The organism is Aequorivita sp. 609 (genome assembly GCF_014212065.1).
Taxonomy (GTDB): Bacteria; Bacteroidota; Bacteroidia; order Flavobacteriales; family Flavobacteriaceae; genus Aequorivita; species Aequorivita sinensis.
This window is the reverse complement of sequence record NZ_JACJVM010000034.1, coordinates 397,278-411,129: the sequence shown is the minus strand read 5'-3', so window position 1 is coordinate 411,129 and position 13,852 is coordinate 397,278. Positions and strand designations below refer to the sequence as shown.

At 36.5% G+C, this 13,852-nt stretch carries 12 protein-coding genes and 1 pseudogene; 4 read left to right on the top strand and 9 right to left on the bottom strand.

What is annotated here, in order from left to right:
• Position 1: 1 nt before the first annotated feature.
• From pdeM to H4O20_RS11280, 5 genes and pseudogenes are all read right to left on the bottom strand, one after another.
• A complete protein-coding gene (gene pdeM, locus H4O20_RS11300) occupies positions 2-640 on the bottom strand; it encodes a ligase-associated DNA damage response endonuclease PdeM (protein ID WP_185099303.1) in 639 nt (212 codons plus the stop codon).
• Positions 637-3,108, bottom strand: a complete 2,472-nt coding sequence (locus H4O20_RS11295) for a ligase-associated DNA damage response DEXH box helicase (protein WP_185099302.1) — start codon at positions 3,106-3,108, stop codon at positions 637-639. The genes pdeM and H4O20_RS11295 overlap by 4 nt, the downstream gene beginning before the upstream one ends.
• Positions 3,109-3,218: 110 nt before the next feature.
• Positions 3,219-3,482, bottom strand: a pseudogene (locus H4O20_RS11290) (endonuclease domain-containing protein); the annotation flags it as partial.
• A gap of 213 nt (positions 3,483-3,695) precedes the next feature.
• On the bottom strand, positions 3,696-5,294 hold the full coding sequence (locus tag H4O20_RS11285; protein ID WP_139854231.1) for an ATP-dependent DNA ligase: 1,599 nt from the start codon (positions 5,292-5,294) through the stop codon (positions 3,696-3,698).
• Positions 5,294-6,364 carry a ligase-associated DNA damage response exonuclease gene (locus H4O20_RS11280; protein WP_185099301.1) on the bottom strand — a complete coding sequence of 357 codons (1,071 nt, stop codon included), beginning with the start codon at positions 6,362-6,364 and terminating at the stop codon, positions 5,294-5,296. Before H4O20_RS11280 ends, H4O20_RS11285 begins: the two co-directional genes overlap by 1 nt.
• Before the next feature lie 177 nt (positions 6,365-6,541).
• Here H4O20_RS11280 and H4O20_RS11275 point away from each other — a divergent pair, with 177 nt between their 5' ends.
• The gene (locus tag H4O20_RS11275) at positions 6,542-6,970 is read left to right on the top strand and encodes a TerB family tellurite resistance protein (protein WP_139854229.1); all 429 of its coding nucleotides are present in this window, start codon (positions 6,542-6,544) and stop codon (positions 6,968-6,970) included.
• A 54-nt stretch (positions 6,971-7,024) separates the two neighbouring features.
• Here the strand turns inward: H4O20_RS11275 and fbp are convergent, their stop codons facing one another.
• Positions 7,025-8,032 carry a class 1 fructose-bisphosphatase gene (gene fbp, locus H4O20_RS11270; protein WP_139854228.1) on the bottom strand — a complete coding sequence of 336 codons (1,008 nt, stop codon included), beginning with the start codon at positions 8,030-8,032 and terminating at the stop codon, positions 7,025-7,027.
• Between the two features lie 112 nt (positions 8,033-8,144).
• Here fbp and H4O20_RS11265 point away from each other — a divergent pair, with 112 nt between their 5' ends.
• Genes H4O20_RS11265 through H4O20_RS11255 form a run of 3 tightly spaced genes read left to right on the top strand, consistent with a single transcriptional unit; the run spans position 8,145 to position 11,831 of the window.
• Positions 8,145-8,615: a GNAT family N-acetyltransferase gene (locus H4O20_RS11265; protein ID WP_139854227.1), complete on the top strand. Its 471-nt coding sequence runs from the start codon at positions 8,145-8,147 to the stop codon at positions 8,613-8,615.
• A 58-nt stretch (positions 8,616-8,673) separates the two neighbouring features.
• Positions 8,674-9,933 carry an aspartate kinase gene (locus H4O20_RS11260; RefSeq protein WP_139854226.1) on the top strand — a complete coding sequence of 420 codons (1,260 nt, stop codon included), beginning with the start codon at positions 8,674-8,676 and terminating at the stop codon, positions 9,931-9,933.
• Positions 9,934-9,983: 50 nt separating this feature from the next.
• Positions 9,984-11,831 (top strand): lysophospholipid acyltransferase family protein, encoded by a 1,848-nt coding sequence (locus H4O20_RS11255; protein WP_185099300.1) that lies wholly within the window; start codon positions 9,984-9,986, stop codon positions 11,829-11,831.
• A gap of 1 nt (position 11,832) precedes the next feature.
• On the opposite strand, the gene H4O20_RS11250 is transcribed toward H4O20_RS11255, so the two are convergent.
• From H4O20_RS11250 to H4O20_RS11240, 3 genes are all read right to left on the bottom strand, one after another.
• Positions 11,833-12,219, bottom strand: a complete 387-nt coding sequence (locus H4O20_RS11250) for a VOC family protein (protein WP_139854224.1) — start codon at positions 12,217-12,219, stop codon at positions 11,833-11,835.
• 2 nt (positions 12,220-12,221) lie between these two features.
• Positions 12,222-13,163, bottom strand: a complete 942-nt coding sequence (locus H4O20_RS11245; RefSeq protein ID WP_185099299.1) for a 2-hydroxyacid dehydrogenase — start codon at positions 13,161-13,163, stop codon at positions 12,222-12,224.
• 159 nt (positions 13,164-13,322) lie between these two features.
• Positions 13,323-13,766 (bottom strand): hypothetical protein, encoded by a 444-nt coding sequence (locus H4O20_RS11240; protein WP_185099298.1) that lies wholly within the window; start codon positions 13,764-13,766, stop codon positions 13,323-13,325.
• Between the last annotated feature and the right edge of the window lie 86 nt (positions 13,767-13,852).

Genomic DNA, 13,852 nt, shown 5'->3' with positions numbered 1-13,852 from the left:
GTTAACGTGATACACAAATTACTTCTCCCTCTACTATTACAAACACCTCATCATTACTAGAAGGTGTTAATATATATTTCCCTGTGAAGTTTCCGAATGCCGGCAAAATAAGCTGATTTTCAGTTTTATAAAAACAAGGGAGTTTCACAAATTGTCTCCCCATACCTTTCATTCTTATCCCTGGATGTACGTGACCACAAAAATTAAAACCTTTATCAGTTTCAGAGGGATGGTGGGTTAAATGAAAATCGTTCAATACTAATTCATCTATAACCTCTACTCCCAAATTCTCGTATAAATATTGAGGAATAACATCGTGATTCCCTGAAACTAGAATAACTTTTGCCTTGCAATATTCTACCCATTTTTCAAATTCCCTCCACTCCTTATTCAATGTACTATGAAACAAATCGCCCAGGAAACAAACTGAATTCGGCTCAAAATGATTTACAACCTCTGTGAGTGTCTCAAAGTTTTTATAAGCAGCACTTGCCGGAATAGCCGCGCCATATTTTCTAAAATGAAGTACCTTCCCTAAATGCACATCTGCGATAAGCAACATTTTATTGGTCACCCAATAAATAGCACCACTTGGGTGTAATTGAAAAATATTATTATTTATTTCGATAGTTTCAATCATTTCTCTAGTTGCAAAGTCATTCTTTTAATTCTATCAGCCAGTTTTTCTGAAGATAGCTTTTCTCGGAGTCTATCTGTAATTATCGGAAAGCTAAACGGAGTCGCTTTTTCGCATTGTTTCCAAACTATTTCTTGGGAGTTAATACGTTCTAAAGCTTTCCGCAATCGACCTTCTTCCAGTTGATGTTCAAAGGTTTCACGATAAGCTTGAAGATATAATAAATTATCCGGTTCATAATCTCTAAACACATCAAATAACAACTGACTATTACTTTGCAGATGTTTTGTTTTAACCGCTTTATTCGGGTAGCCTTGAAAAACCATTCCGCTTATAACCGCAATATCACGAAACTTTCGACGAGCCAACTCCGTGGAATTTAAACTTTTGTAGAGATCGTCGTAGAGATATTCATCTGTAAAAAGATTGTTATCTAATATAGTCTGAATATCTAAAAACTGGTCGCTCAACAGTTCAAACCCATAATCATTGTAAGCCAATGAAAAGGTGATGGGAGACAACAAACTAATTCGATAAGCTAATAAACTACTCATTGCTTCGTGAACAAATCGCCCTTCAAAGGGATAAAAAAGCGAGTGGTAACCTTCACGTGTTTTAAACGTTTCTATTAAAAATTCATTTTCACCCGGAACTATACTTTCACGCTCTTGTCTTTCAAAAATATGACCTAAAGCCTTTAATTCAGGTATGCTTTGTTTACGATTTGCTTCAGGCAATCGAGCGCTCTGCATTTCTTCTCGAAGAATTTTACTCATCTGTGAGGAAAGCGGTAGGCGGCCACCCATAAAACTCACAATATTATTAGTGCGTTTATTACTTCTACGAACTTGTGCCTGCATTTGCCTAATACGAACCAATTCTAAGGTTCTCCCCGCAAAAACAAAAGTGTCTCCAGGTTTCATTTTACTAATAAACCACTCCTCTATTGTTCCGATAAACCCTCCCGAAACATACTTTACAAGCATCATAGAGTCACTTACTATTGTTCCAATACTAAGGCGATGCATCATTGCTATTCGTCGGCTCTCTACTTTAAAAAGCCCTTCGGGAGTAACTTCCACTTTTTTGTATTCGTCGTAGGCTTGTAAACTTTGAGTTCCTACTGTTATAAAATTAAGACACCAATTCCATTGCTCCTCTGTAATTCCTTGAAAACAAAACGTTTTTTTTATTTCTGAGTAAATATCTTTAGGAAAAAATCCATCACTTACAGCAAGGGTAACTAAATACTGAATTAAAACGTCAAAACTTAGTAAATATGGAGTCCTGTCTTCCACAACCTCATCTTTAACCGCTTTTTTCAGCGCCGATGCTTCTAAAAGTTCAAGTGCGTGAGTAGGAAGAAAATATATTACCGAAGGTTCTCCTGGTCGGTGGTTACTTCTCCCGGCACGTTGAAGAAATTTGGCTATCCCTTTGGGGCCACCAATTTGAATAACGGTTTCCACAGGGGCAAAATCTACTCCCAAGTCTAAACTAGAGGTAGCAACTACCGCTAGTAGCGATTCATTGCGTATCGCTTGTTCTACCCAAAGACGGGTATCTTTTCCAATACTACCGTGATGCATGGCGATTTCACCAGCAAATTCTGGATGTTTTTCTAATAATTTCTGAAACCAAATTTCACATTGTCTACGGGTGTTTGTAAAAATTATCGTGGTTTTACTGCTTTTAATGATAGGAACAATTTCTTCTAATAGGTGTAATCCCAAATGTCCGCTCCAAGGAAAAGTTTCCATCTTTTTAGGAATTATAGAACGGACCTGAATTTTAGATTTTTCTTTTGCTTTAATCAATACTGAGTTCTTTCTGAAATCAGAATCCATTCCCAACAAGACATCTTGTGCCTCTTCTAAATTTCCGATAGTTGCAGAAATCCCCCAAATTCTCAAGTTTGGCGAAACAGTTTTCAACCTAGAAAGTGCGAGCTCCATTTGCACTCCACGCTTACTACCTAAAAGCTCGTGCCATTCGTCTACCACCACAGCAGTGAGCGTTTTAAACGTTTTTTCGTAGCCTTTTGAAGCTAATAGGAGCATTAAACTCTCAGGTGTTGTAATCAACAAATCCGGCATCTGTCGTTTTTGCTTTGCACGTTCACTTTGTGAGGTGTCGCCAGTTCTAATTCCAACAGTCATCCCAGTACCTAAATCATCTGCAAATTGTTGTGCTGATTGTTGAATTTCTACTGAAAGCGCGCGTAAAGGCGTAATCCAAATAGCTTTAATTCCTTTGGTGTGTTTCGTTTTATAATCTGGGTTTTGTTTTAAATACTGAAGCACTATAGGAACCCATAAGGCATAGGTTTTTCCGCTTCCAGTGGGAGCGTTTAACAACCCGTGTTTCCCGTCCAAAAAAGCCTTCCAAGTTTGTTTTTGGAATGGGAATGGAGTCCAGGATTTGGATTGGAACCATGAGGTTGTTAATGATATGAGTTGCTTGTTATTCAAATTATTTAGTTTGTTAGTAATTAGGCTTCAACCACCCCGTCAGCAAAGCTGACACCCCTCCTTGGAAAGGAGGGGAACCTTATTTGGTTTAAATGCAAAGCTTTTATAGGTTACTCTTTAATTTTAAAATGGTCCGATATTTCCTTCAAAACAGATGGTAAAAAGTCGAAAACCATTTTATTTTCAAAACGTATAACTGTAAACCCTAAATTCTCCAAATCTATTTCTCGTTTTCTATCATATTCATCGGCTGTACTATTTAAATGAATTTGACCGTCAAGCTCCACAATAAGTTTTTCTGAAGGACAATAAAAATCAACTATATAATGCTCGATACTATGTTGCCTTCTAAATTTTCTGCCATAGAGTTTAGAGCCTTTTAAATGATTCTATAAATAAGCTTCAGCTGAGGTTGAATTATTTCGCAAATCTTTGCGGTAGACCTCCATTTCTTTAAGATTATGAATTTGCTTTTTCATAGCTTCAATTTAATCAAAATATCGCTTCAATCACCCCGTCAGCAAAGCTGACACCCCTAATTGAAAATGAGAGAGGTCTTACTTTGTTTACAGCATAGCTTTAATGGATTACTTCGGAATTAAGGCTTTTAAATCATCTAGCGTATTAGCTTCTTCTATGCGTTTATCTTTTCGCCATCTTAAAATTCTTGGAAAACGTGTTGCAACTCCGCTTTTATGACGGCTGCTTTCTGCTATTCCTTCAAAGGCAATTTCAAAAACGTGATGAGGAGTTACACTTCTTACTGGGCCAAAACGTTCCAAGGTATTTCGTTTAATCCACGCGTCCACTTGTCTAAATTCTGCATCTGTTAACCCTGAGTAGGCTTTAGCAAAAGTCACTAACTCACCTTCATGCCAAAGTCCGAATGTGTAATCGGTATACAAATTAGCTCTACGCCCGTGCCCACGCATGGCATAAGTTAAAACAGCATCAATAGTAAAAGGATCTATTTTCCACTTCCACCAATCGCCTTTTTTTCTCCCGACTAAATACGGGGAATCCTTTCGTTTTAGCATTAGACCTTCGCTGCGCTTCTCTCGTGATAACTCTCGTTCTGCCGTAGCTTCTTCCCAAGTATTAAAAGTCATAGTTTCACTTAAATATATTCCATTTTCTAAACTGTCAATTCCTTGAATGAGATTATCTAGAATTTTTCTTCGTTCTAAAAAAGGCATCTGCCGTATATCTTCTCCATTCCATTCCAATAAATCATAAGCATTCAAAATCACTGGGGTTTTCTCTAAGAGCGCTTTGGATAAATTTTTCCGTCCAATTCTCGTTTGTAGCGCATTAAAATTTCCAATTTCGCCATTTCCAAAAGGTAGAATTTCACCATCAATTACAGTTCCATTGGGAATTACTGAGAGAAACTTTTGAAACTCAGGATATTTATCGGTTACTAATTCCTCTCCTCTGGACCAAACAAAAACCTCGTCATTCCTTATGATTACCTGACTTCTAATGCCATCCCATTTATGTTCAAAACTCCAGTCGGAAATCGACCCTAAATCTTCTTGAAAATTATCTTCAACTGCATAAGCCAAGTAAAAAGGGTAAGGTTTGCTTAGGTAATCTTCCTCGTTGTGTTCTAAAATTAACTTTTTGAAAGTGGTTTTCTGTGGCGTCCAATCTCCCATTAGTTTATAAGCGAGAATATCTTCGTCAATTTCTGTAGCCTTTGAAAGCGCCCTTGTCATCAACTTCTGGCTCACACCTATCCTAAAACTTCCCGTAATGATTTTATTAAAAACGAAACGTTCAAAATAATTTAATGCAAGCCAATTTTCGTGTAAATATTTCTTCTTTTCCTCTTCAGGAAGCGTTCGAAGCTCTATAATTTCAAGTATAAATTGCGATAGGGACTTTGTTGTTTCCTCTGTTTGTGCTTTACTAGGTAAAATAAGAGCGATTGTTTCGGCAAGGTCACCAACTATATGATAACTTTCTTCAAAAAGCCAAAGAGGAATTCCACTAATTTCTGTAGCCCATATTCGCAATAATGAAGTATTTACAGGTCGTTTTGGACGTCGATGCGATAATATTGCAATTGTCCATAACTTATCCTCATCATTCGCCATTTGAAAGTAAGCCGTAAGCGCCGCCACCTTTTCAGTAGTTTTATTGGTGCTATCTAGTTTTTTTATGAGTCGGGCGAAATCTTTCATTATTCGTCTTCATTAAATTTGGCTTGTGTAGTACCACTGAACGCAGGCGAAATGTCATCCTCTTCTTTTTTCAGGGTTTCGCTACCTTCCTCTTCGTATTGCGTTTTTTCGGTACGTGCATCTAGTCCCATTTCTTCACGTAGATAACGAGAGAAAATTTCGGTATAACCATGGGTGGCAATTACTTTTTCGGCACCTGTTTCTTTAACTGTAGTAAGGAGTCCGTCCCAATCTGCATGGTCGCTTAGCACAAACCCTCTATCTATTGCTCTTCGTCTTCTCGCTCCTCTAAATGTCATCCATCCACTAGCACTAGCAGTAACAAAAGGCACCATTTTTCTAATCCAAGTTCCGCCGTGCGCACTTGGAGGAGCTAAGACTATATTTCCTAATAGGTCTTCTTTTTTAGTATCTCGGGTAACTCGAGTTGTTTGATGAAAATCATAATTCTCTCGTAAAACTTGAGTCATATTTTCTATGGCTCCGTGGGTGTAGATTTTTCCAATATTTGGGTCTAGATGCTTAAGTAGGCGTTGTGCTTTCCCTAAAGAATATCCGAAGAGAACAGAAGTTTTATTTTCAGCCCTATTTGCCGCCCACCAATTATTGATATCGGAAAAAACTTCCTCTTGGGGAGTCCATTTAAAAGCGGGAATTCCAAATGTACACTCGGTAATAAATGTATTGCACTTTACAAGTTCAAAAGGTTCGGCTATGCCATCATTTTCAGTTTTAAAATCTCCTGTAAACACCCATACTTCGCCTTTGTACTCCACCCTCACTTGTGAAGATGCTACAATATGCCCGGCAGGATGAAGTGAAAATTTAACCCCATTTATTGTAAAAGATTCGTTCCATTCTTTTCCAGAAACTACAATTTCACCCAATCGGTGTTTAATAATTGGAACGTTATTTTTATGAGTGATATATTTTTTGTGTCCCCAACGACTATGATCTGCATGACCGTGGGTAATAATACACTTATCCACAGGTTTCCAAGCATCTATATACACATCTGCTTGTTGACAATAAATGCCTTTTTCATTAAAAACTAATAGCGGTTGGTACACTTTCTTATTTTTATATCTCTTTAAAATTAAAGAAAGTCTAAGCCGATGGGCTCTCAATTAAGAAAAGTTTATATCAATGCAATAAAATAATACCGACAGCTATAAAATAGATTGCTTTGCTTTTGTCGTAAATTTCATTTACAAGTTTTATATTTGTAGGATATTTAAAACCAAATTATGTCATTTACAGATTTATTTGAGAGCGGGGAGCATTCCCGAAATTTAGGCCATTTTGCTTCAATAGTTAATATGGCTGCGGTTGATGGTGAAATCAACATTGAGGAAGAGAAAATGCTTAAGCGATTGGCGCGTAAATTAGATATTGTAGAATCTGAATATGCCGAAATCATAAAGAATCCTTTAAAATATCCTATAAACCCTCCTAACTCGGCTGAAAGACGTTTAGAGCGTATGCACGATTTGTTTCAAATTATTTTTGCAGACAATGTAATTGACGATCACGAGCGTTTCTTAATTGAAAAATACGCTATCGGACTTGGGTACACTACAGAACTTGCAAGAGATTTGATTAAAAGATCTATCGCAATTTACTCTGGAGGATTAAGCCTGGAAGATTACAGATACTTATTAAATAGAAAAGACTAAGTTTCTATTTTAAGATATAAAAAAGCCCGAAACAATAGTTTCGGGCTTTTTATTTTATTTTGAGTTTTTCATAAACTCTTCAGCTTTTTCAACCATATCGGTGTTTCCACAAATAAATGGAACGCGTTGATGTAAGCTTTTTGGTTCTATTTCTAATATACGTTGAAAACCATCACTAGCTTTTCCTCCCGCCTGTTCAGCAATCATAGCTATTGGATTACATTCGTATAAAAGTCTAAGTTTCCCCTTCGGATCTTTAGAAGTACTTGGATAGATATAAATCCCTCCTTTTATCATATTCCTATGGAAATCTGATACTAACGAACCTATATAACGTGAAGTATAAGGGCGATCTTCTTCTTCCTTTTGGCAATATTTAATGTAGTCTTTAATTCCCTGTGGGAAGTGTACGTAATTACCTTCATTTACCGAATATATATGTCCCTCTTTAGGAAACTTCATATTTGGGTGAGATAAGTAATATGTTCCGATGGCTGGGTTTAAGGTAAAACCATTTACACCGTGACCTGTTGTATATACAATCATAGTTGAAGTTCCGTAAACGATATATCCAGCAGCAACTTGATTGATTCCCGGTTGAAGAAAGTCTTCAATAGTTACAGGAGTTCCTGTAGGAGTTACTCTTCTAAAAATGGAGAAAATAGTTCCAACCGAAACGTTTACATCAATATTTGAAGAACCGTCTAAAGGATCCATCAAAACAACGTATTTATTGTCGTTTTTTTCGTTTCTGCCTTTAATTGTAATAAAGTCGTCTTCTTCTTCACTTGCAATCCCGCAAACTATTTCGCGATTTGTAAGTGTGTTTATAAAAACTTCGTTTGCAAAAACATCTAATTTCTGCTGATCTTCACCTTGTACATTATGATTTCCTGCAGTACCTAATATGTCTACTAATCCGGCCTTATTAACTTTGTGGTTTACCACTTTAGCCGCCAAACGGATTGAATTTATGAGTCGTGAAAGCTCACCTGAGGAATACTTGAATTCTTCTTGATTTTCAATTATAAATTCGCCAAGAGATTGATTTATTTTTGCCATTGTGATGTAGGGGTTCCTGAATTTCACGCAAATATCGGGATTTTTAAGAAATTGAACCGATATTTGCAAGAAGAAACTTAACTCGATTTTGAAAACGAGTAAAATAACGTGAATGGAGGTTAGAAAAGCGAATAAAATGGATATGCCACAGGTTCTAGAACTTATTAAAGAACTTGCGGTTTTTGAAAATGAACCAGATGCTGTTGAAATTTCGGTTGAAGTTTTAGAGATTAATGGTTTTGGCGAAAATCCACTGTTTACTTGTTTTGTTGCAGAAATTGATAATGTAGTGGTTGGAGCAGCGTTAATTTATTACCGTTTTTCCACTTGGAAGGGACGCACGCTTCACCTAGAAGATTTAATTGTAAAAGAAAAACATCGCGGCAAAGGTATTGGGGAGGCTCTTTATACCGAAGTTATGAAATTTGCCTACAATCAAGGGTTAAAAAGGGTTGCATGGGATGTACTAGATTGGAATACTGGAGCAATTCGATTTTACGAACGCAGTGGCGCAAATATTATGAAAGAATGGCGCGTTGTACATATGGATGAAAAAGGACTAAAAGCCTTTATTGAAAAATAATGTAGTAAACACTATTTTCAGTATTCATTCGTGTTAAAGAGATTGATATAAAAAATTTATGAGAATATTCAAGTTTGGAGGAGCATCTGTAAAAGACGCAGATGGTGTAAAAAATGTTGCTGAAATACTTAAAGCTACAGAAGAAAAGAATATTGTAGTTGTGGTTTCTGCAATGGGAAAAACTACCAATTTACTTGAAAATGTAATAGCTGAATATCTAAAAAATAACACTACTACTTGTAACGAATTTGTTGCAACGTTTAAAGAGTATCACCTAGAGATAGTTAATGGATTATTTGAGAATACAAACCACCTTATATATCAAAAAATAGCTAAGTTATTTGATAAGATGGTATCCTTTTTAAAAGTAAACAAATCTAAAAATCACGCTTTCGTTTATGATCAAGTAGTAGGATACGGAGAATTAGTTTCAAGCACTATAGTTTCTGAATACCTTACAGAATTTGGATTAAAAAACGAATTAATAGACGTTCGCAAATGCATAATTACCGATGACAACTATCGAGATGCTAGTGTAGATTGGAAATTAACGCAGCAAAAAATATCAAGAAAAGTAAATACTTCGGGACTTAGTGTAACTCAAGGTTTTTTAGGTTCAGAAAACACAAACAACTTCACCACTACTCTAGGTCGAGAAGGGAGTGATTACACTGCTGCAATTTTTGCCTATTGCTTAAATGCAGAAAGTGTAACTATTTGGAAGGATGTTCCAGGAGTTTTAAATGCAGACCCGCGATATTTTACAAAAACATTACTCTTAAATCGCATTAGTTATCGTGAAGCTATAGAGCTTGCATTTTACGGGGCATCGGTAATACATCCTAAAACCTTACAGCCACTGCAGCGCAAAGAAATTCCACTTTTTGTAAAGTCCTTTCTAAATCCTACAGCTCCGGGAACTTGTGTTGGGAAAGGAGACAGAATAGATCCAGAAACTTCTTGCTTCATATTAAAGAAGGACTTAGTGCTAATTTCCTTATCATCGTTAGATTTTTCATTTATGATGGAAGACAACATTGGCGATGTGTTTAAATGGCTTCATACCTATAAAATGAAAGTAGAGCTAATTCAAAATTCTGCTATAAGTTTTTCGGTTTGTGTGAACGATAAATTCGGTAATTTAGAAATTCTATTAGCAAAATTGCGAGAAAAATTCCGTGTGAAATGGAATGAGAACGTCACACTATACACAATTAGGCATTTTAACCCAACTGAGGTTAAGGCACTTGCTGAAAATAAAAACGTACTTTTAAAACAAGAAAGCAAAGAAACGGTGCAATTGGTAATTAAGGAGTAGTATCAATCGGTTTCGCTATATTTGTTGGATATAAACAGCTAAAATATTTCATGGGATTAGTCAACGCAAAGGAAGTTGCAAAAGCAATAAACGTAGATAAATTCGGCTTTCTAGGCACATTTATGGGCTGGTCTTTAATGAAGATTTTAAACATTACCACGCTGAATAAAATTTACGATAGAAACAAGCATCTCCAGGATCTTGAATTTGTAAATGCACTGCTTGAAGAGTTTGAAATAAAATTCGAAATTCCCGAAGAAGATCTTCGTAGAATCCCTAAAACAGGGGCTTTTATAACCATTTCCAACCACCCATTAGGTGGAATCGACGGGATTCTTCTGTTAAAATTACTGTTAGAACACCGCCCCGATTTTAAAATTATTGCCAACTTTCTTTTACATAGAATCGAGCCTCTAAAGCCCTATGTAATGCCTGTAAATCCTTTTGAAGATAGAAAGGATGTAAAGTCTAGTGTTGCAGGTTTTAAAGCAGCTATTACACATCTACGAGAAGGTAATCCGCTAGGAATTTTTCCTGCCGGAGAGGTTTCGACCTATAGGGAAGAAAAACTTTTGGTTGATAAGCCTTGGGAAGAAGCTGCGATGAAATTGGTTAAAAAAGCCGAAGTGCCGGTTGTCCCGATCTATTTTCACGCAAAAAACAGCAAGTTGTTTTACCGTATGGCTAAGATTAGTGACACCTTACGTACAGCCAAGCTTCCATCAGAACTTCTTACCCAAAAAGAGCGATTAATAAAAGTTCGAATTGGAAATCCAATTTCTGTAAACGACCAAAAAGAACACGAATCATTATCAGATTTTACCGAGTTTCTTAGGAAGAAAACCTATATGCTTTCTAATCCTTTTGAGAAGAAAAAGCTATTGGACAGCATCCCAAAAACATTAAAATTTCCAAAACCACCTAAAAAAATTGCTGGGCCAATTCCGCTGAAAGCAATGGAAGCCGAAATTGAAAAACTTCGTAATGCTGATAAACGTCTCTTAGTAAGTAAAAATTATGAGGTGTTCTTAGCGCAGGCAGATTCCATTCCTTATATCTTACAGGAAATTGGACGGTTACGTGAAATTACTTTTCGCGAAGTAGGTGAAGGAACAAATAACAGTACTGACCTCGATAAGTTTGACAGCTATTATCACCATATGTTTTTATGGGATAATGACGCTCAAAAAATGGCAGGGGCTTATCGCATGGGCTTAGGTTCAGAAATATTTTCTCGATTTGGAATTAACGGTTTTTACTTGCAGGATCTTTTCCGTTTTGAACCTGAATTATATGAAATGATGAGCAAATCCATTGAAATGGGCCGTGCTTTTGTTATTAAGGAATACCAATTGCGGCCAATGCCATTGTTTTTACTTTGGAAGGGAATTGTTCATACCACCCTGCGCTATCCAGAGCACAGCTACTTGATTGGAGGAGTGAGTATTAGCAATAAGTTTTCAGAGTTTTCGAAAGGTTTGATGATAGAGTTTATGAAATCGAACTACTACGATCCATATGTGGCGCAATACATCAATCCGAAGAAAGAATACAAAGTAAAATTGAAGGATGCCGATAAAGACTTCATTTTTGATGAAAGTGAGGCGGATCTCAATAAATTCGATAAAATAATTGACGAAGTGGAGCCTGGAAGTCTTCGATTGCCAGTTCTTATTAAAAAATATATCAAGCAAAACGCCAAGGTTGTTGCATTTAACGTGGATCCTTTGTTTAACAATGCAGTGGATGGTTTAATGTATATTCGTATTGCAGATTTGCCAGAAAGCACTGTAAAACCGGTTATGGAGGAATTTCAAGCTGAGTTAGAGAAAAAGTACTCGGAAATTACTGATAATGATGCAGGTGTTGAAACAAAAGAGAAGGAGTCAAAAAATTAGGTCATAAAAAGGCACTGTCAACAGGTTCCCAAAGTTCAATTTTATTTCCTTCAGGATCTAAAATCCAACCAAATTTCCCGTACTCGAATTCTTGCATTTCACCTACAATTGTCACCCCTTCTGCTTTTAATACTTCTAAAAGTTCTTCTAAATTTTCCACGCGATAGTTGAACATAAAGTCTTTTTCGCTTGGAGAAAAATATTCGGTATCGGCTTTAAAAGGGCTCCATTGTGTAGAGCATTTGTTGCCGTTTTCATCCGTCCACCAAAAGGTACAACCGTAATTATCTGTGTTTAATCCCAAGTGGTTTTTGTACCATTCCTTCGTTTTGTCTGGGTCTTTTGTCTTAAAAAATAATCCTCCAATTCCTGTTACTCTATTCTTCATCTCTAATTTTTAAAAGTTCTAATAATTTTTTCAGCAATTACTGTAGCGAGTTTCTCCTTGCTTTCCACCGTCCAACCCGCAATATGCGGACTTAAAATTACATTGTCCATTGCAAAAAGCTCTTTCAATGAATTTGGTAGATTATCTGAATCAAAAAGTGTTTCAAAAGAGAGTTTTTCAAATTCTAATACATCCAATCCTGCACCCAAAATTTTTCCAGATTTTAATGCTGAAACTAAATCTGAAGTAACTACACTTTTTCCCCTCGCGGTGTTAATAAGCCAAAAGGGTTTTGAGAAGGCATTTATAAACTCAGCATCAATCATTTTATCAGTTAAAGGGGTCCAAGGTGTATGAAGGCTTAGGACATCTGCTTGTTGCTGAAGTTCTTTTAATGAAACCTGTTTTGCATTATCATCCCCTACATTTTCTTTTATATCATAACAAAGTACTTCGCAATCAAAACCGCTAAGTTTTCTGGAAAATGCTTTCCCCATATTGCCATAACCAATGATACCAACAATTTTTCCGTCTAGTTCTATTCCACGATTGGCTTCTCGATTCCAAAGACCGTTTTTAACCTCCTTATCGGCCTTGTTTAAGTTATTGATTAGCGAAAGAAGCATCCCGAGTGAATGTTCGCCTACAGCGTTTCTATTGCCTTCTGGGGCGGCAATTAGCTTCACTCCGAGCTTTACTGCGTAATCGATGTCGATACTCTCAAGTCCAGCGCCAACTCGAGCTATAAATTTCAGGTTTTTGGCAGCATCGAGAAACTGCTTGTCAATGTTGAAACGGCTGCGGATTACAATACCATCATATTCTGAAATAATTTCCTCTGTATCGGCTTTAGAAATTGTGTAATTTTCTTCGTTCGTAAATCCGGCATCCTTCAACATTTTTAATAGTAAAGGATGATTGTTATCTAGGTGAAGGATTTTCATAATAGGAAGGTATTATAATTTCAAGAAGTTTTCTTTTCAGATTGGTTCATTATTGAATAGAAATTAGTGGTGTCCGGTTAACACGTAAGACCGTCTCGATAGCTATCGGGACTGAAAGACATAAGACGTAAGACTCACTCCTTAGCAGGATATAGCTATCTATTCGTGCTGATTTGGATTAGCCTGAGGATACGGAATCATATCTCTTTGCGAAATATTTCCGATTTTATAATAATTCTTTTTTCCACCATACCAATATTCAACTACCGCCTCGTTATCTTTCAATTGAAATGGAAATTCGTCTGAAATAGTGTTTTTGGCTTCTTTCATTGGGTCTGCATCCATAATTACGTCTCGTTTAGTGTTATTGTTGTGATACCCTACGAACTTATTAGGCGCGTTTATGTTTCCTTTGGCTTCTAGGATAGCATTTCTGAAGTAGATATTTTGAATCAATACATCGGCATCTTTTTCACTAAAAGTAAGGTGGATATTAACTCCCGAACCGCCTTCTTCTACTCCGGCTACCCAATTTTGGTAGAAGGCTTCAATTACTCTAAAAGGAGGGTCTTGAACAAGTTTTTTGCTGTTCGTATTCTTCATTCCTCCGCAGCTAGAAAGGCTAAAGAGAATGATTGGGAGGGTCAGTATTATAGTTATTTGCTTTATCATATTGGAAAATTACGAAT

Coding starts and splice junctions, on each gene's coding strand:
- H4O20_RS11240 (WP_185099298.1), bottom strand. CDS start 13,766: ATGAAGAATACGAACAGCAAAAAACTTGTTCAAGACCCTCCTTTTAGA.
- H4O20_RS11245 (WP_185099299.1), bottom strand. CDS start 13,163: ATGAAAATCCTTCACCTAGATAACAATCATCCTTTACTATTAAAAATG.
- H4O20_RS11250 (WP_139854224.1), bottom strand. CDS start 12,219: ATGAAGAATAGAGTAACAGGAATTGGAGGATTATTTTTTAAGACAAAA.
- H4O20_RS11255 (WP_185099300.1), top strand. CDS start 9,984: ATGGGATTAGTCAACGCAAAGGAAGTTGCAAAAGCAATAAACGTAGAT.
- H4O20_RS11265 (WP_139854227.1), top strand. CDS start 8,145: ATGGAGGTTAGAAAAGCGAATAAAATGGATATGCCACAGGTTCTAGAA.
- fbp (WP_139854228.1), bottom strand. CDS start 8,032: ATGGCAAAAATAAATCAATCTCTTGGCGAATTTATAATTGAAAATCAA.
- H4O20_RS11275 (WP_139854229.1), top strand. CDS start 6,542: ATGTCATTTACAGATTTATTTGAGAGCGGGGAGCATTCCCGAAATTTA.
- H4O20_RS11260 (WP_139854226.1), top strand. CDS start 8,674: ATGAGAATATTCAAGTTTGGAGGAGCATCTGTAAAAGACGCAGATGGT.
- H4O20_RS11285 (WP_139854231.1), bottom strand. CDS start 5,294: ATGAAAGATTTCGCCCGACTCATAAAAAAACTAGATAGCACCAATAAA.
- pdeM (WP_185099303.1), bottom strand. CDS start 640: ATGATTGAAACTATCGAAATAAATAATAATATTTTTCAATTACACCCA.